The organism is Noviherbaspirillum album, assembly GCF_035916955.1.
GTDB lineage: Bacteria > Pseudomonadota > Gammaproteobacteria > Burkholderiales > Burkholderiaceae_D > Noviherbaspirillum > Noviherbaspirillum album.
Window position 1 is genome coordinate 144,404 of sequence record NZ_JAWIIV010000005.1, and the last position, 17,794, is coordinate 162,197.

Annotated in this window: 19 protein-coding genes and 1 other RNA gene; 17 read left to right on the top strand and 3 right to left on the bottom strand. The window is 60.9% G+C overall.

The window, feature by feature from the left end; translation table 11 throughout:
* Positions 1-37: 37 nt before the first annotated feature.
* The 6 genes from RY831_RS08375 (at position 38) to RY831_RS08400 (ending at position 6,438) form a co-directional block, all read left to right on the top strand.
* Entirely contained in the window at positions 38-2,425 is a 2,388-nt protein-coding gene (locus RY831_RS08375) for a 3-hydroxyacyl-CoA dehydrogenase/enoyl-CoA hydratase family protein (RefSeq protein ID WP_326505873.1), read from the top strand.
* 31 nt (positions 2,426-2,456) lie between these two features.
* Entirely contained in the window at positions 2,457-2,873 is a 417-nt protein-coding gene (locus RY831_RS08380; protein ID WP_326505994.1) for a PaaI family thioesterase, read from the top strand.
* A 16-nt stretch (positions 2,874-2,889) separates the two neighbouring features.
* Positions 2,890-4,086: an acetyl-CoA C-acyltransferase gene (locus RY831_RS08385; protein ID WP_326505874.1), complete on the top strand. Its 1,197-nt coding sequence runs from the start codon at positions 2,890-2,892 to the stop codon at positions 4,084-4,086.
* A 208-nt stretch (positions 4,087-4,294) separates the two neighbouring features.
* Positions 4,295-5,062: an enoyl-CoA hydratase gene (locus tag RY831_RS08390; protein ID WP_326505875.1), complete on the top strand. Its 768-nt coding sequence runs from the start codon at positions 4,295-4,297 to the stop codon at positions 5,060-5,062.
* Between the two features lie 338 nt (positions 5,063-5,400).
* Complete coding sequence (locus RY831_RS08395; protein WP_326505876.1) at positions 5,401-5,607, top strand: hypothetical protein; 207 nt, start codon at positions 5,401-5,403, stop codon at positions 5,605-5,607.
* Positions 5,608-5,685: 78 nt separating this feature from the next.
* Entirely contained in the window at positions 5,686-6,438 is a 753-nt protein-coding gene (locus tag RY831_RS08400; protein WP_326505877.1) for an SGNH/GDSL hydrolase family protein, read from the top strand.
* 51 nt (positions 6,439-6,489) lie between these two features.
* On the opposite strand, the gene RY831_RS08405 is transcribed toward RY831_RS08400, so the two are convergent.
* A complete protein-coding gene (locus RY831_RS08405; RefSeq protein WP_326505878.1) occupies positions 6,490-6,645 on the bottom strand; it encodes a hypothetical protein in 156 nt (51 codons plus the stop codon).
* A 341-nt stretch (positions 6,646-6,986) separates the two neighbouring features.
* On the opposite strand from RY831_RS08405, the gene RY831_RS08410 reads away from it, so the two are divergent.
* Positions 6,987-7,139, top strand: coding sequence for a hypothetical protein (locus RY831_RS08410; protein WP_326505879.1), 153 nt, complete (start codon positions 6,987-6,989; stop codon positions 7,137-7,139).
* Between the two features lie 4 nt (positions 7,140-7,143).
* Positions 7,144-7,827, top strand: coding sequence for a Crp/Fnr family transcriptional regulator (locus RY831_RS08415; protein WP_326505880.1), 684 nt, complete (start codon positions 7,144-7,146; stop codon positions 7,825-7,827).
* 22 nt (positions 7,828-7,849) lie between these two features.
* On the opposite strand, the gene RY831_RS08420 is transcribed toward RY831_RS08415, so the two are convergent.
* Complete coding sequence (locus RY831_RS08420; protein ID WP_326505881.1) at positions 7,850-8,755, bottom strand: hypothetical protein; 906 nt, start codon at positions 8,753-8,755, stop codon at positions 7,850-7,852.
* A gap of 108 nt (positions 8,756-8,863) precedes the next feature.
* Here RY831_RS08420 and rnpB point away from each other — a divergent pair.
* The 3 genes from rnpB (at position 8,864) to RY831_RS08435 (ending at position 10,561) form a co-directional block, all read left to right on the top strand.
* Positions 8,864-9,183: RNase P RNA component class A (gene rnpB / locus RY831_RS08425), an RNA gene on the top strand.
* Positions 9,184-9,587: 404 nt separating this feature from the next.
* Entirely contained in the window at positions 9,588-9,944 is a 357-nt protein-coding gene (locus tag RY831_RS08430; RefSeq protein ID WP_326505882.1) for a hypothetical protein, read from the top strand.
* Between the two features lie 44 nt (positions 9,945-9,988).
* Positions 9,989-10,561 carry a hypothetical protein gene (locus RY831_RS08435; RefSeq protein WP_326505883.1) on the top strand — a complete coding sequence of 191 codons (573 nt, stop codon included), beginning with the start codon at positions 9,989-9,991 and terminating at the stop codon, positions 10,559-10,561.
* Between the two features lie 139 nt (positions 10,562-10,700).
* Here the strand turns inward: RY831_RS08435 and RY831_RS08440 are convergent, their stop codons facing one another.
* Positions 10,701-10,868: a hypothetical protein gene (locus tag RY831_RS08440; RefSeq protein WP_326505884.1), complete on the bottom strand. Its 168-nt coding sequence runs from the start codon at positions 10,866-10,868 to the stop codon at positions 10,701-10,703.
* Between the two features lie 525 nt (positions 10,869-11,393).
* On the opposite strand from RY831_RS08440, the gene mraZ reads away from it, so the two are divergent.
* The 6 genes from mraZ to RY831_RS08470 are packed head-to-tail and all read left to right on the top strand — an operon-like array spanning position 11,394 to position 17,793.
* Positions 11,394-11,822 (top strand): division/cell wall cluster transcriptional repressor MraZ, encoded by a 429-nt coding sequence (gene mraZ / locus RY831_RS08445; protein WP_326505885.1) that lies wholly within the window; start codon positions 11,394-11,396, stop codon positions 11,820-11,822.
* Positions 11,823-11,830: 8 nt separating this feature from the next.
* On the top strand, positions 11,831-12,808 hold the full coding sequence (gene rsmH, locus RY831_RS08450) for a 16S rRNA (cytosine(1402)-N(4))-methyltransferase RsmH (protein WP_326505886.1): 978 nt from the start codon (positions 11,831-11,833) through the stop codon (positions 12,806-12,808).
* Positions 12,805-13,077, top strand: coding sequence for a cell division protein FtsL (ftsL, locus tag RY831_RS08455; RefSeq protein WP_326505887.1), 273 nt, complete (start codon positions 12,805-12,807; stop codon positions 13,075-13,077). The genes rsmH and ftsL overlap by 4 nt, the downstream gene beginning before the upstream one ends.
* Positions 13,077-14,834: a peptidoglycan D,D-transpeptidase FtsI family protein gene (locus tag RY831_RS08460; protein ID WP_326505888.1), complete on the top strand. Its 1,758-nt coding sequence runs from the start codon at positions 13,077-13,079 to the stop codon at positions 14,832-14,834. The genes ftsL and RY831_RS08460 overlap by 1 nt, the downstream gene beginning before the upstream one ends.
* Positions 14,834-16,390 (top strand): UDP-N-acetylmuramoyl-L-alanyl-D-glutamate--2,6-diaminopimelate ligase, encoded by a 1,557-nt coding sequence (locus tag RY831_RS08465; RefSeq protein WP_326505889.1) that lies wholly within the window; start codon positions 14,834-14,836, stop codon positions 16,388-16,390. The genes RY831_RS08460 and RY831_RS08465 overlap by 1 nt, the downstream gene beginning before the upstream one ends.
* Positions 16,390-17,793, top strand: coding sequence for a UDP-N-acetylmuramoyl-tripeptide--D-alanyl-D-alanine ligase (locus RY831_RS08470; protein WP_326505890.1), 1,404 nt, complete (start codon positions 16,390-16,392; stop codon positions 17,791-17,793). Before RY831_RS08465 ends, RY831_RS08470 begins: the two co-directional genes overlap by 1 nt.
* Position 17,794 lies beyond the last annotated feature (1 nt).

Sequence of the window (17,794 nt, forward strand, 5' to 3'; positions counted from 1 at the left end):
TTCCGCTACGAATTCAAAGATTCAAAGGAATCCTCCCATGACCAACTTCATCGTCAAGAAAGTCGCCGTCCTCGGCGCCGGCGTGATGGGCGCGCAGATCGCGGCCCACTGCGTGAACGCCAACGTGCCCGTCGTGCTGTTCGACCTGCCAGCCAAGGAAGGCCCGAAGAACGGCATCGTGCTGCGCGCCATCGAAAACCTGAAGAAGCTCAGCCCAGCGCCGCTCGGCAACAAGGATGATGCATCGCTGATCCAGGTCGCCAACTACGAAGACAACCTCGAAGTGCTCAAGGGCTGCGACCTGATCATCGAAGCCATCGCCGAGCGCATGGACTGGAAGCATGACCTGTACAAGAAGGTCGCTCCCTTCATCGGCGCCAACACCATCTTCGCTTCCAACACTTCCGGCCTGTCGATCACCGCGCTGTCCGAAGGCTTCGACGCCGACCTGAAATCGCGCTTCTGCGGCGTACACTTCTTCAACCCGCCGCGCTACATGCACCTGGTCGAACTGATCCCGACCGTGTCCACCCGCCCGGAAATCCTCGACCAGCTCGAAGGCTTCCTGACCACCGCGCTCGGCAAGGGCGTGGTGCGCGCCAAGGACACGCCCAACTTCATCGCCAACCGCGTCGGCATCTTCAGCATGATGGCCACGATGTTTGAAGCGCAGAAGTTCGGCCTGCCGGTCGACGTGGTCGACGACCTCACCGGCACCAAGCTCGGCCGCGCCAAGTCGGCCACCTTCCGCACCGCGGACGTGGTCGGCCTCGACACCATGGGCCACGTGATGAAGACCATGCAGGACAACCTGAAGGACGATCCCTTCTACCCGGTCTACCAGACGCCGGAACTGCTGGCCAAGCTGATCGCCGCCGGCGCGCTCGGCCAGAAGACCGGTGCCGGCTTCTTCAAGAAGGTCGGCAAGGACATCCTGCGCTTCGACGGCGAGAAGGGCGACTATGTGCCGTCCACCGGCAAGGCCGACGACATCGTGGTGCGCATCCTGAAGGAAAAGGATCCGGCCAAGAAGATGAAGACGCTGCGCGAGTCGGGCAATCCGCAGGCGCAGTTCCTGTGGTCCATCTTCCGCGACACCTTCCATTACATCGCCGTGCACCTGGAATCGATCGCCGACAATGCGCGCGACGTCGACTTCGCGATGCGCTGGGGCTTCGGCCAGAAAAACGGCCCGTTCGAAGGCTGGCAGGCCGCCGGCTGGCAGCAGGTCGCCACCTGGATCAAGGAAGACATCGACGCCGGCAAGGCGCTGTGCAATGCGCCGCTGCCGCAGTGGGTGTTCGACGGCCGCGACGGCGTGCACAAGCCGGAAGGTTCCTGGTCGCCGGCGAAGAGCGCCTACGTGCCGCGTTCCGACCTGCCGGTCTACCAGCGCCAGGTCTTCCGCGCCACGGTGCTGGGCGAGAGCGCGCCCGACGGCGGCAAGGCCGGCACTACTGTGTTCGAGGATGAATCGGTGCGCATCTGGCACCAGAACGACGACGTACTGATCCTGTCGCTCAAGACCAAGATGCACGTGATCGGCCAGGGCGTGATCAACGGCCTTGCCAAGGCCATCGCCGAAGCCGAGCAGAACTACAAGGGCCTGGTGATCTGGAGCGCGGATGCGGCCGACGGCGGCGCCTTCTCCGCTGGCGCCGACCTGCAGTCGATGCTGCCGGTCTTCATGTCGGGCGGCGTCAAGGCCATCGAACCGGAAGTTGCCAAGCTGCAGCAGGCGCACCAGGCGCTCAAGTATGCGAACGTGCCGGTTGTTGCCGCGGTCGCCGGCCTTGCGCTGGGCGGCGGCTGCGAATTGATGATGCATGCGGCCAAGCGCGTGGCCTCGATCGAGTCCTACATCGGCCTGGTCGAAGTCGGCGTCGGCCTGGTGCCGGCGGGCGGCGGCCTGAAGGAGGCTGCGGTGCGCGCGGCGGCCGATGCCAAGGGCACCGACATCCTGCAGTTCCTGAAGAACTACTTCACCAACGCAGCCACCGCCAATGTGTCGAAGTCGGCCCTGGAAGCGCAGAAGATGGGCTACCTGTCGCAGAACGACGTGATCGTGTTCAACCCCTACGAGCTGCTGCACGTGGCCAAGGTGGAAGCCCGCGCGATGTTCGACGCCGGCTATCGTCCGCAGCTGCAGAAGCTGGTCCCGGTCGTTGGCCGCACCGGCATGGCCACCATCATGGCGCAACTGGTCAACATGCGCGACGGCGGCTTCATCTCCGCCCATGACTACAAGCTGGGCGCGATGATCGCCGAGATTGTCTGTGGCGGCGAGGTCGAGCAGGGCAGCCTGGTCAGCGAGCAGTGGCTGCTGGATCTGGAGCGCAAGGCCTTCATGGAACTGCTCAACAATCCGAAGACCCAGGAACGCATCATGGGAATGATGCAGACCGGCAAACCGGTACGCAACTAATCGATCCGAGAACGGAAACGACATCATGGACATGCTGCAGCTCGGACAACAGGCGCTGGCTTCGCAACCCTTCAGCCGCCTGGTCGGTACGGCGCTCACCCGCTTCGACGCCGAAGGCACCGAACTGCGCGTGCCTATCCAGGAGTCGCTGAAGCAGCAGCACGGCTTCGTGCATGGCGGCGTGGTCAGCTACCTCGCCGACAACGCCCTCACGTTCGCCGGCGGGGCAGCGCTCGGCACTGGTGTCGTCACTTCCGAGTACAAGATCAATTACGTGCGTCCGGCCATCGGACAGGAACTCGTCGCCCGCGCCGCCGCCGTGCATGCGGGCAAGTCGCAGGCGGCCTGCCGCTGCGATATTTATGTCGTCAATGAAGGCAAAGAACTGTTGTGCGCGATAGCGCAAGGCACGATCGCACGGCTCGCCGCCGCGTCGACGGCTGAATGAACCAGGAGAAATTCAAATGACCAAACAATTGCAAGAAGCCTATGTAGTCGCCGCCGCCCGCACCCCGATCGGCAAGGCGCCGCGCGGCATGTTCAAGAATGTCCGTCCGGACGATTTGCTGGTGCGCGCGATCCAGGCGGCGCTGGCGCAGGCGCCCGGACTCGATCCCAAGACCATCGAAGACGCGATCGTCGGCTGCTCGTTCCCGGAAGCGGAGCAGGGCATGAACATGGCGCGCAATGCGGTGATTCTCGCCGGCCTGCCGAACACCGTCGGCGGCGTCACCATCAACCGTTACTGCGCGTCCGGCATTACCGCCGTAGCCATGGCGGCCGACCGCATCCGCGTCGGCGAAGCCGATGTGATGATCGCGGCCGGCGCCGAGTCGATGTCGATGGTGCCGATGATGGGCCACCACCCAGCGATCAACATGAACGTGTTCAAGGACGAGAACATCGGCCTCGCCTACGGCATGGGCCTGACCGCGGAAAAGGTGGCGCAGCAGTGGAAGATCACCCGCGAGGCCCAGGACCAGTTCGCACTGGAATCGCACCGCCGCGCCATCGCCGCGCAGCAGCCGGGCGAGCGCACCAATGAAATCGCGCCGGTGGAAATCGTCGAGCGCTTCCCCAACCTGGAAACCGGCCAGATCGACATCAAGACCCGCACCGTCAGCCAGGATGAAGGCGCGCGCGCCGATTCCAGCATCGAGGCGCTGGCCCGGCTGAAACCGGTATTTGCCGCCAAGGGTTCGGTCACCGCCGGCAACAGCTCGCAGACTTCGGATGGCGCGGGCGCGCTGATCCTGGTCTCTGAAAAGATCCTCAAGCAGTTCAACCTGACACCGCTGGCCAAGTTCTCGTCGTTCGCGGTGCGCGGCGTGCCGCCGGAGATCATGGGCATCGGTCCGAAGGAAGCGATTCCCGCCGCCTGCCGCGCCGCCGGCATCACCCAGGACCAGCTCGACTGGATCGAACTGAACGAAGCCTTCGCCGCGCAGGCGCTGGCCGTGATCCAGGATCTCGGCCTTGATCCGGCCAAGGTCAACCCGTATGGCGGCGCCATCGCCCTCGGCCATCCGCTGGGTGCGACCGGCGCGATCCGCGCCGCGACCGCGATCCATGCGATGCGCAACAAGAACCTGAAATACGGCATGGTGACCATGTGCGTCGGCGCGGGCATGGGCGCGGCCGGCATCTTCGAACGGGTTTGATGTGCATGGCGCCGGCGGCAATCGTGGTTGCGCCGGCGGGCATCCAATGCCTGAATGCCTGCACGGCGCCGCCTGGCCAGGAAGCCGGGCGGCGTTTTTTGCTTTGAAGCGCTCGCACCGATTTAACCGCAGTCATCGGTAATCTTCGGCAATCTTTAGCCATGAGCACCGCATGACAACCGATTCAACGGACTTAACAGGAGAAGACATGGACATCCAGACCAGCAAGGAAAACGGCATCCTCACCATCGAATTCAACCGGCCTGACAAGAAAAATGCGATCACATCGGCGATGTACCAGAGCATGGCCGATGCGCTCAAGGATGCCGAGGATGATATGGCGGTTCGCGCCATCCTGATCGTCGGCAAGCCCGAAATCTTCACTGCGGGCAATGATCTCGAAGACTTCATGAAGCACTCGTCGGCGATGACCGGCGACCGCCCGGTGGCGCAGTTCATGCGTCATCTCAGCACCGCGACCAAGCCGGTGATCGCAGCCGTGTCCGGCTCCGCGATCGGCATCGGCACCACCATGCTCATGCATTGCGACATGGTCTATGCTTCCGAGACCGCCAAGTTTTCCATGCCCTTCACCCAGCTTGGACTGTGCCCGGAATTCGCGTCCAGCATGCTGTTCCCGCAGTTGGTCGGTTATCAGCGCGCGGCCGAAAAGCTGCTGCTCGGCGAAGCCTTCACCGCGCAGGAAGCGCTGGAGATCGGCCTGATCAGCCGCGTGCTGCCGCTGGCCGACCTGCTGCCGTTCGCACAGGGGCAGGCCGCGAAGCTGGTCGCGTTGCCGGCGTCCTCGCTGCGTACCACCAAGCGCCTGATGAAGAGCGCCCAGGTGGAAGCCGTGCAGCAACGCATGCTCGAGGAGAACAAGCATTTCGGCGAGATGCTCGGCGCCGGCGAAGCCAAGGAAGCATTCACCGCTTTCTTTGAAAAGCGTCGTCCCGATTTCACGAAGTTTTCCTGATCGTGATGGTTTGATGCGCCTGCCTTCTCTCGCGGGGCGGGCGCATCCCTGTTCCGGATTTCCCCTCAGTTCCCCTTCAATTCCCCTTCGATCAAGCCTTGTCTTTCCCCCCGGCTATGCCCGATGCGCGCAAATCACCACCTTATGTTTGAGGCATGACAGACCTCGACATAACGGAATGATAAGTTAGTCCTTCTTTCGCTGAATGCGTTACGGCGCAGCATTCGCCCGTGTCCGCATTCGCTTCATAGAACTCATGTCGAAGCCCGTACGCCCATTACCGGCAGTTCCATCCGCCGGACGCGACGGCCATCGATGCTCAATCCAGAAAGGTCATCATGGAAATTACCCAGGAAATGGTGGATGCGGCAGTCAAGAAGGCGATCGAGGCAGGAATTCTTCCCCGCCGAAGCTGTCCCGAAGACATAGAAACCAATGTGGAAATCATGCTGCAGATACTGGAAGCGGCTTTCGAGCACTTGCCTTTTCCGCTGGCGGCCGAACCGAGCGTCTACCGTCCCAGCGTGATGGAACACGCCCATTGAGCTGAGCTTGTCGATGCAGCGCGCGCCTGCATCCTTTCCCATCGGGTCCGATCCGGTTCAAGTCATGAAAGGAATCGCGTGAATGATGAAAAAGACCGCAGGCGCTTTCTTCAATATTCCCTCGCGGCGCTCGCCGCTCCCGGGCTGGTGAGCGCCGCCTCCCGCACCGGCGCGAATGATGCAGGCACCGCAGGCAGGGCCGCGCCGCACATCGTCCTGCTTGGCGACTCGATTTTCGACAATGCCTCCTACACCGGAGGCAAGCCGGATGTCATTGCCCAGTTGCGCAAGATACTCCCCGCCGAATGGAAGGCCACGCTGCTGGCGCGGGACGGCGCCACGACCGAAGGCATTCCGGACCAGATCGACAGGCTGCCGCCGGACGCCACGCATCTGGTGCTCAGCGTCGGTGGCAACAACGCATTGATGCAGCAGCACCTGCTGCAGGCAAGGACGGCGACCGTCTCTGAAGGGTTGACAGTGCTCGCGGATGCCGTTCACCGATTCGAAGCCGCTTACCGAAAGGTGATCGCCGCCTGCCTGGCGCGCAAGCTGCCGTTCACCGTCTGCACCGTGTACAACGGCAATTTTCCGGACCCCGGCTATCGCATCGTCACTTCGAGCGCCATTGCCCTCTTCAACGATGCCATCCTGCGATCCGCAGTCGAGCACAAGCTCAAGGTGATCGAATTGCGCCTGGTATGCACGCTGCCGGAAGACTATGCCAATCCGATCGAGCCATCGAGTGCCGGTGCCGCCAAAATAGCGCGCGCCATCCTGGCGAGCCTGAATGCCCGCGCAGCAGAGAACGGCGCGACCATCCTCTCATGACCGGTCGCGGCTGCACGGCACTTGCCGGATGCCGCGCGACCGGTCTGGAAATCAATGTTTCATCATTCCGTGCTGCGAAGGAAAGCGATCGAGCCTGGCGGCGAGATAAACCCGGTCCACCGTTTCCCCGGAATCAAGGGTGATAGTCCCGAAGGGTTCGAGATCCTCGGACATCCATGGCCGCATGCTTGCTTTGAACGATTTCATGATGGAGTCAGTGAAAGGGCATGATATGGCGAACAATCATGCGCCCTCATGCATGCGGCTTCAGTCCGATCAATGACATACGCGTAAAAAGTTGATGCTTTGATATATGGCGGCAAGTAAACCGCCATCAAACCATGCAAGCCGGAACATGCATATGTAGGCATCGATACTTACCGGCCAGCTTCTTGTTCCGAATTCGCCAGATATGTCAGCGAGCAAACAGACTGCGAGCATGCCTAGCTGTCACAATCCGCCGCATTAAAACAACGGGCACACATAAAGAGTTGCAGCCAACTGGCCAATCATGTCTTCGCCGACCGAAAGCGGTCTTCCTCCAGTTCATGGCAAACCTTCACCATGCAAAAGCGGATCCGGCCTTTTGTTCTTTTGTTGTTTTGTTGATCCGGCCAGCAGCTTTTGATGCGTCATTTTTCGCCCTCATCGTGATTATTGCCAATGCCCGCTTTGCCTACGCCCGTCCGTACTTGCAGTAACCACTTGCTATCCCTGCTTCCCGAAGACGAATTCCAGCGTATTTCGCCCTTGTTGCAGCTGGTACGCACGGACTTCAAGGAAGTATTGTTCAAGCGGGATAATCCTATCGAGTACATATACTTTCCCTGCGACAGCGTCTTCTCCGTCCTGACTTTCATGCAAAACGGTACGGCGGTAGAGGTGGGAACGGTCGGCAACGAGGGTTTTTCCGGCATCGAACTGCTGATTGGCGCCGACACCGCGATCGATACGACGATCTGCCAGGTGGCCGGGAACAGCTTGCGCATGCGGGCCGCCGATTTCAAGGAGGCCATCCACGGCGACACCGTCATGCGGCGCCTGGCGGAGCGCTTTCTCCAGGCCTTCCTGAGCCAGGTATCGCAATCGGTTGCCTGCAACCGCCTGCACACCATCGAAGAGCGTTTTTCCCGCTGGGTGCTGCTGACGCATGACCGGGTCAAGGGCGAGCACTTCCATCTCACCCAGGAATTCCTGGCCGACATGCTCGGCGTTCATCGTCCCAGCGTCAGCTTGGTGGCTGGCGCCTTCCAGCAGGCCGGCCTGATCAAGTACACGCGCGGCAACCTGACCATCCTGAACAGGAAGGGGCTGGAGGATGCTTCGTGCGAATGCTATGCGGTGGTGAAGAAGCGGCTGGTGCAGCTGCTGGGACTGGACCGCAGCTAATACCAATCCCAGGTTCTGCCGCCTATTTGTGCAGCGGCGGCTTTTTCTTCTTCTCGATCAGCATCTTCCACCAGCGCTGCTTCGCCGGCGCAGCGGGCGCAGGCTCGGCCGGGGGCATGGTTTCCATCTTCGGCACATGGGGCGGCGTCATTTCGCGCGGCATCTCGGTGTGGAACACCTTGATGCGGGAGCGGTCGGGCTCGAGCCGGTCTTCCATCGATGACGGAGAAGAAACGGCGTGCCGGGGAGCGGGCGTGGCGATGGGCGGCCTTGCCTCCTCGGGCGGTGCTTGCGGCCGGTCGTCGTGTGATGCGTCGGGGGCCGTGGCAGCAGGGGAAGCTGTAGCAGCAGGGGAAGCTGTAGCAGCAGGGGCAGCTGTGGCGGCAGGTGCCGGGGAGGATTGCAGCGGCCGGGCATGCGCGCTTTCCGGCATCGGCTCCGCTGCCTTGGTCTGCGGCGCCGCTTCCTGTTCCTCCTTTTGCTTCAGCGATTCGACCTGCCGGTCATACTCGAGAAAAAGCACCTTGCTTTCCAGCACCTTGATGACGCTTTCCTTGTCGGCGATCCGCGCCCGCAATTCATTGGTGACCTGATCCTTCACCTTGCGCAGTTCCGCTTCCAGAGCCAATGCCCGCTCCAGCGAACGGTTGCGCTCCTCCAGCAAGGCGATGCGCAGCTGCTCGCGCGACTGCGCATCATCGAAATCGTCATCCGGGAGATGCAGGCGGCCGTAGGTGCGCAGCAGCTCCGAAGTGTCGATCTGGGCTTCCCCGTCCTGGGAGACGGTCTTGCTCAGCCTGCCGCGCTCGATATCGCGGTAAATCGTTGATCGGTTCCTTCGAACAAGTTTTGCAGCCTCTGAAATCGAAACGAGTGCCATATGCCTGTAAGCGGCCGTCATGGCCGGGTAGAGTAGGGACGAACGCATGCCGGGCCTGCGCCTGACTTGGTAGGGTGGACAAGCTTTTTCGGAAAAGATTCTCGAACACCGCTTCGCGCCCGCTGCTGCAGCGCCGGCTGCGTTACAATGCCGCCTGAAGCAAGCCAGACAGCCGCTGGTCATCGCAAGATGGCGGGAGGAAGGTCCGGACTCCATAGAGCAGGGTGACGGCTAACGGCCGTCCGCCGCGAGGCGCGGAATAGGGCCACAGAGACGAGCGTATTAAGTTACGGTGAAACGCGGTAACCTCCACCTGGAGCAATTTCAAATAGGCACGCATTGATGCTGCTCGCGGAGCGTGCGGGTAGAAAGCTTGAGCCGTGGAGCAATTCACGGCCTAGAGGAATGGCTGTCATAGCGCAAGGGATCAAACCTGCGCGCCGTAACAGAATCCGGCCTATCGGCTTGCTTCAATCTTCCTTTTCCGGTCGTCGCCGGACATTTGTGTTTTCGTCGGTCATCGAATGCAACTTGAGCCTGCTCAATGCGGCATCGTTCTCCTGACTACAGTGAAGCCTTCTACAATCCCCGGGCTGCGCTGGACTAGTTAGCCAACGTAATACCAACCCCAAGCCATGACATGACATGCCGTGAAATTGCGTCTTTTTCCGTCTGGCCGCGTTGCACTCGTCATCCATAGCCCCGCTATGGATTCCTGCTGCGCCTCGCCAGCCGAAAAAATCCATCAATTTCATTTGTCATGTCATGACTCGGGATTGGTATAAGACTTTCTCGACGTTTAACTCAGCCACGAGAATTTCATTTGTTACAACATCTTCACTATAATGACGTGCATTTTTGTTAACTATTAGGGATGGCCGTGGCATCCAAACAGCATGAAGAAGAAGTTAAGGCGATGATTGATTCTTTATATAAATTCGCTGGTGTGGCACCTTCTTGGGACGGGGAAGTGAATGAGAAGGTTGCCGAAGTTTTCGGAATCATGATCCACGAGACTGCTAGATGCTCGAATGCGATTAAGTGGCTTCCCGCCCCTCCCGGGGGGCCTGCCTCTATTCTTTGGCTTGCTATGAATTTCGGCAAAGCGTTATTCAAACACTTTCAGAGTAAGGTCTCTATTACGTGTGCAAAGGGTGTCATTTACAAATGGAAGCATGAGCTCGATATGGCGTCAATGGGCTTGGCTTATCAAGGTTCGACGACGAAATGGGTATGACCAGAATGCGGAGGGGTACCTACAGTGCGGTGGGTTGTGTTGTCATGTCCTTTGCACATGGCGCAACTGCTGAAGGTGTTAGCTTGGAGGAAGTGCCTTGGCCCGAAGTCGCACAATGCGCGCCGTGCGTGAACGTTCAGTTCGGCAAATTACAGCTTCATTTTTCTCCTCATGAAATAGAAAATCTTTTGGTTGTCAATAGCGAGGCGTCTCCTCTGCACGTCTTTTACCTGTCGCCTGACAAGACTACTGTTAGCGCGACTTTTCTGAGTCAGCGGCAGGAGCGATTTGCTTCATATGTCCAGCGGGGTTTCTTTTCTCAATATGGGATCAAAAGCAATCGCGATTTTTTTGAAGCGATAGGCCGTGTGCCTGATACAAATGACAGTGCGCTCGCGCTTATGCGCAAGGTCGAGGGATTGGGGAAAGCGGTTAAATATTTGGGCGCATCAAAAGGCTCATTGCATGTGTATTGGATTCAATCCCCGGCTGGCGAGACGCAACACGTCTATTTTGCAATTGATGGTCAAGATGAGCTATATCAACTATCCGGGAGTATCTCTGAAACGTTCTTTCAAACGGTATTAGGGCGATTGGAAATAAAAGAAATACCGTAACAAAAGCCGATTGGCCCTGCATGGTATCCAACTCGAACGTGCCTGCACGGCGACCATGCGCACGAAACTGCTCAAGTTCAGCAGGCCAATTGTGCATAGCAGGCGCCAAGGCCCGTGCTGGTGGCGTTGCACCATCGGCTCAAGCAGTGTTCTTCGCCTCCGCATAGGCGCTCGCCCCTTTGTACCAATCCCAGGCCATGCCATTCCATGGCATGAGATAGCGCTTTTCCCGCCAGGCGGCGTTGCGCTCGTCATCCATAGCCCCGCTATGGATTCCTCCCGCGCCTTGCCAGACGAAAAAATCCATCGATCTCAACTGTCATGCCATAACTTGGGATGGGTATCACACCGTCCTTGCCCTGTACTCCAACGCAGACCCATGCTTCCCTGCACTTACCCGCAATCCACTCTAACGTGCGGTAATGCTGAAGACTTTTCCTTGCCATCTTCCGTTGCGTTTGTGCCCGCAGCCCTTTTCCATGTGGAAATTCAAAATGAGGAACAGCAAGGACTTAACGCGTCAATTGTGTTTCTTCCGAGAATCAAAACACATGTAAGTTCCTCAGGCAACACCTTCACAGTGTGACGTAAGTGCTTAATTTTCCTCAAGATTCAATCGAGACGTTTCTTGAATGAAACGCGCTAAGTCATTGACTTCATTAGAAAAATTCACATTTTTGTTTCCTGATATTACTTGACCGCAAATTGGGCTCCCTTTAAAGTGGGCGGCAGTGTGAAATAGTGTATTTTTGTGGGTGAAAAGTGGTTTGAAAGCCCCTAAAACTTGTTTCACAGACATGACAAAAAACGACAACCACAAGGGTGAATCAGGGTGTTTCAGGGCGCGTCAGCACTGAGTCTCGATGCAAAAGGGCGGATGACCATCCCCGCCAAGCATCGCGACGCCTTGTCGCTTCAGTGCGAAGGCCGCGTCACGCTGACCAAGCATCCTCACGGCTGTCTGCTCTTTTTTCCCCGCCCCGTCTGGGAATCCCATCGCGAACAGATCGCCGCCTGGCCGATGTCCGCCCGCGCATGGCAGCGTATTTTCCTGGGCAATGCCTCCGATGTCGAAATGGATTCCGCCGGCCGCATTCTGATTGCGCCGGAACTGCGAAGTGCCGTGGGCCTGACGCGAGACGTCATGCTGCTGGGCATGGGCAGCCATTTCGAGATCTGGGATGCGGAAAAGCTTGCCGAGAACGAGGCCGAAGCCGTCTCGGGCGGCATGCCGGACGCATTGAGTAACTTTTCCTTCTGACGGGCCGTATGACTGAAAATCCGGTGCCCGAATTGCAGCACCGTACGGTGCTGCTGGAAGAAGCGGTGGATGCGCTGCACATCGACGGAGAACGCGTCAATGGCGTGTATGTCGATGGCACCTTCGGCCGCGGCGGTCACAGCCGCCGGATCCTCGAGCGTCTCGGCCCGCAAGGCCGATTGATCGCTTTCGACAAGGATCCGCAGGCGATTGCGACCGCGGAGGCGATTGCCGACGCACGGTTTCAGATCGTGCACGACAGTTTCGCCACGATGCGCGAGGCGCTTGCCGAGCGCGGCATCGGGCAGGTGAACGGCATTTTGATGGACCTGGGAATCTCTTCGCCGCAGGTGGACGAAGCGGCGCGGGGATTCAGTTTTCGGCTGGATGGCCCGCTCGACATGCGCATGGACACCACGCGCGGCATGTCGGCGGCGGAATGGCTCGCGACCGAGTCTGAACAGACGATAGGAAAGGTGATACGAGATTATGGGGAAGAACGGTTTGCTTTTCAGATTGCAAAGGCGATTGCTGCTCGCAGGACAGTCGGCCCAATTTCAACCACACGACAGCTTGCCGAGATCGTGGCACACGCCGTCAAAACCCGCGAGAAGGGCAAGGACCCGGCCACTCGCACATTTCAGGCTATCCGGATTTACATCAATCAAGAGCTTGAAGAACTCGAAGTAGGACTCGACGCCGCACTGGAAAAACTGGCTTCGGACGGGAGATTGGCTGTGATCAGCTTTCATTCGCTGGAAGATCGCATCGTCAAGCGCTTCATGGCTTCCAAAGCCAACGCGCCCCAGCCCGACCGTCGCCTGCCCATCCGTGCGGTTGACTTGCCGCAGCCGCAGCTGAAGCTGCTGGCAAAGATGAAACCCTCGGACGCCGAAGTCGCCGGCAACCCGCGCGCCAGATCGGCGATCATGCGGGTTGCCGAGCGCACATCGGTGCCGATTGCACTATCCGGGAGCGCTCCGTGAGCGGCCGCATCAATACCGTTTTGACCATTGCCCTGGTCGCCTGCGCCCTGTCCGTCGTCAACGCACAGTACACGTATCGCAGCCTCTTCATCGAGTTGGAGCGGGCGCAAGCGTCCGCACGCCAGCTTGAGATCGAATGGTCGCAGCTGCAGCTCGACCAGTCCACGCTCGGCAAGCATGCGCGCATCGAAGAAAACGCGCGCCGCAACCTGGCCATGGTGCCGGTGACGCCGAACCGCACTCAATACCTCATTCCGGGAGCGAAGTAATGCGCACCGCGTCCCGTACCGCCGCCGGAAAAGGCGTGCAATTCAGTGCAAGCCCGGTGCTGGCCGTCAAGCTTCCCGTCTGGCGTTCGCGCGTGGTCCTGTTCGTGCTGTTCGCCGCGTTCGCCTCGCTGGCCGGCCGCGCGCTCTGGCTGCAGGGCTTGTCGACCGAATTCCTGCAGAAGCAAGGCGCCGTCCGCTATGCGCGCACGCTCGAACTTCCCGCCACGCGCGGCAAGATCATTGACCGCAACGGCCAGGTGCTCGCGTCCTCGCTGCCGGTGAGGGCTGTCTGGGCAATCCCGGAAGACGTGTCCGAAGCGCCGCCCGAGAAGCTGCGCGCGCTGGCCAAGCTGCTCGACATGAGCGAAGCCGACCTGCGCAAGAAGCTCAACTCCGACCGCACCTTCGTCTACCTGAAGCGCCAGGTCGAGCAGGAAACCGTCGACAAGATCCTGAAGCTCGGCATTGCCGGCATCGAAACCCGCAAGGAATACAAGCGCTACTATCCCGACGGCGAAGTGATGGCGCATATCGTCGGCTTCACCAACGTCGAGGACGTCGGCCAGGAAGGCATGGAGCTGGCCTACCAGAAAAACCTGGCGGGCATGACGGGCAGCCGCAAGGTCATCAAGGACCGTCTCGGCCGCGTGGTCGAAGACTTGCAGTCTACGCGGCCGCCGCATGACGGCAAGGACCTGCCGCTGTCGGTCGACCGCAAGATCCAGCACATCGCCTTCACCCATCTGAAGGAAGCGGTTGAGAAGCACAAGGCCAAGGCCGCCGGCATCGTCGTGCTCGACGTGAAGACCGGCGAAGTGCTGGCGCTGGCCAACCTGCCGACCTACAACCCGAACGACCGTTCCGGCCTGACCGGCGCGCAGCTGCGCAACCGGGTGCTGACTGATACTTTCGAGCCGGGGTCGACTCTGAAGCCCTTCACCATCGCGCTCGGACTGGAAAACAAGCTGGTCACGCCCGCCACCAACATCCAGACCGCGCCGGGACGCCTCACCATCGGCAGGGCCACCATCGGCGATGCGCATCCGCACGGCATGCTGACCGTCTCCCAGGTGCTGGAAAAATCGTCGAACGTCGGCACCGCGAAAATCGCGCTGCAGATGCAGCCGCAGACCATGTGGGAAATGTTCACCGCGGTCGGCTTCGGCCAGCAGCCCAAGCTCGGATTCCCCGGCGCCGTTGCCGGCCGCGTTCGTCCGTACAAGTCGTGGAAGCCGATCGAGCAGGTCACCATGAGCTATGGTCATGGCATTTCGACCTCGCTGATCCAGGTTGCCCACTCGTACATGATCTTTGCGCGCGACGGTGAAATGATCCCGCTCACCTTCCAGAAGAGCAGTGACCATCCGATCGGACAGCGAGTGATTTCCGAAAAGACGGCGCGCGACGTGCGCGCCATGCTGGAACTGGCCGCCGGCCCCACCGGCACCGCGCCGCAGGCCCAGGTCCCCGGCTACCGCGTGGGAGGCAAGACCGGCACCGCGCACAAGCTGATCGGACGCCAGTACGGCAACAAGTACGTGGCATCGTTCGTCGGTTTCGCTCCGATTTCCAATCCGCGCATCATCGTTGCCGTCATGGTCGACGAGCCGTCCAACGGCATGCATTACGGCGGCCAGGTTGCGGCTCCGGTGTTTGCCGCGGTCACCGCCAATGCGCTGCGGGCATTGAACATCGCACCGGATTCCTCGGTGACCGACATCATCATTCCGGCGGATAGCGTGAAGGAGAGCCTGTGATGAACGTCGCCGCTCCGCTGAACGGCCCGGCCGGTTCGAGCATCGATGCCACCCTGGCCTGGCTGCATGCCGAGGCGCCAGCGGCCCAGCTGTCGTCCGACTCGCGCACGGTACGGACCGGGGATGTTTTCTTCGCCTATCCGGGCGACGCGTCGGACGGCCGCCGTTACATCGAACAGGCGATCGCCAATGGCGCCCGCGCCGTCATCTACGAGGCGGAAGGCTTCGATTGGAATGCCGCCTGGAGCGTCGCGCATCTGGCCGTGCCGCAGCTGAAACAAACCGCCGGGCCGATCGCCAACGCCTATTACGAGCAGCCGGATGCCGGCCTGTTTACCGTCGCGGTCACGGGCACCAACGGCAAGACCTCCTGCACCCAATGGCTGGGCAAGGCGCTGTCGCGCCTGGGGCAGCCGACCGCGGTGATCGGCACGCTAGGCGTCGGGATGTACCAGCGCGGCAACCATGCCGGCTTCAATGCCACCGGCTACACCACGCCGGATGCGGTGATCCTGCAGCGCGCGCTGGCGCAGCTGCGCGATCGCGGCGCGCGTGCGCTGGCCATCGAGGCATCGTCGATCGGCATCGACCAGGGCCGGCTGAACGGCATGCATGTCGATGTCGCGCTGTTCACCAACTTCACGCGCGACCATCTCGATTACCACGGCGACATGGCGGCCTATGAAGCCGCCAAGCGCGCATTGTTCGACTGGCCCGGCCTGCGCCATGCGGTGATCAACCTCGACGACGATATGGGACGCCGGCTGGTGCAGCACCTGCAGTCCAGCCGGCCGGGCGTTGCCATCACCGGTTACACGGTGGACGGGCGCGGCCTGCCGGGAGTTGCCGTCGTGTCAGCTGGCGACATCCGCATGCAGCACTGCGGCACCACGTTCAGGCTGGACAGCGAAGCCGGCAGCGCGCAGGTCAGGACGCAGCTGGTCGGCCAGTTCAATGTCAGCAACGTGCTCGGCATTTTCAGCGTGCTGCGCGCCAAGGGCATCGCCTTCAAGGCATCGGTTGATGCGGTCGAAGGGCTGACTCCCGTGCCGGGCCGCATGGAGCAGCTGGGCGGTCAGGATGCGCCGCTGATGGTGATCGATTATGCGCACACGCCGGATGCGCTGGAAAAGACGCTCGCCAGCCTGCGCCAGGTCGCGCAGCAGCGCGGCGGCCAGCTGTGGTGCGTGTTCGGCTGCGGCGGCGACCGTGATCCGGGCAAGCGTCCGGAGATGGGCGCAGTGGCCCAGGCGGCCGACCATGTCATCGTCACCAGCGACAATCCGCGCAGCGAGGATCCTTCGGCCATCCTCGCGCAGATCGTGGCGGGGATCGACCGGTCGAAGCTGAACAAGGATGCATTGCATGTCATCGAAGACCGCGCCGCCGCCATTCTGTGGGCAGGCAGGCATGCGGCGAAAAATGACGTGGTACTGCTGGCAGGGAAGGGCCACGAGTCTTACCAGGAAATCAAAGGCAAGAAATTGCCGTTTTTGGATGCAGACCATGCCGCGCTGGCACTGGCTGCAAGGGCAACAATGAAGGGGATGATGTAATGAAATCGTCATTGGCTGCATTGCAGCCATGGATTTCTGGTGCGTCGGTGGTCAACGGCACCGGGGCGGACGCCGCATTCGACGGCGTGCTGACCGATAGCCGCCAGGCCGGCGCCGGCAATCTGTTCGTCGCATTGCGCGGCGAGCGTTTCGACGCGCACGATTTCCTGAACGACGTCGCGGCCAGGGGCGTCGCGGCCGTCGTGGTGGAACGCGTGCCGGACGGCCTGACCGTGCCGGCGCTGGTGGTCCCGGATACGCGGATCGCGCTCGGCGAGATCGCCGCGTTCTGGCGCCGCCAGTTCACGCTGCCGGTCATCGGCGTCACTGGCAGCAATGGCAAGACCACCGTCAAGGAAATGATCGCTTCGATATTGTCGGCCGCCTACGGCGCCGACAATATTCTCGCTACCCGCGGCAACCTCAACAACGACATCGGCGTGCCGCTCACCGTGTTCCGTCTCAATGCCTCGTACCAGGCGGCGGTGGTGGAGCTGGGCATGAACCACCCGGGCGAGATCGCGGCCATCACCGGCATCGCTAAGCCCACGGTAGGGCTGGTGAACAACGCACAGCGCGAGCACCAGGAATTCATGGAGAGCGTCGAGGCGGTCGCGAAGGAAAACGGCGGCGTCATCCTCGGCCTGCCGGATGACGGCGTCGCGGTGTTCCCGGCCGATGATACTTACACCACGCTCTGGCGCGGCTACGCGGGGCAACGCAAAACAATGACATTCGGTCTTGCCGAACAGGCACAGCAAGGGCAAGAAGCCGATGTGAGCTGCACATTTCAGGTGAACGATTTCGGCAGTGACCTGTCCATTACTGCCTGTGGGAAACAGTTCCAGGTGACACTTTCCGCGGCGGGCATGCACAACGTCCGCAATGCACTTGCTGCAACAGCTTGCGCGCTTGCCATCGGCGTGCCCGAGGAAGCGATCAAGCGCGGCCTCGAAGCATTCGCCCCGGTTAGCGGACGGCTGCAGCGCAAGACGGCGAAGAGTGGAGCCCTGGTGATCGACGATACGTACAACGCCAATCCGGATTCGGTGCGCGCGGCCATCGATGTGCTGTCGCGTACGAACGGACCCCGCGTGCTGGTGCTGGGCGACATGGGTGAAGTGGGCGACGAAGGCCCGCAGTTCCATGTCGAGATCGGCAACTACGCGCGCGAGCAGGGGATCGAGCATCTGCTGACGCTGGGCGAACTGGCCAGGCATGCGAGCGCCGCGTTCGGCGCGGATGCGCGGCATTTCGACGATATCGGATCGATCAACCAGGCGGCCGAAGCATTGGTTTCCTCAGGCAGGACGGCGCTGGTGAAGGGCTCGCGTTTCATGAAGATGGAGCGCGTGGTCCAGCACCTCGTCAATCAAATGGATCAAGGACAGGGAACCCACTGAC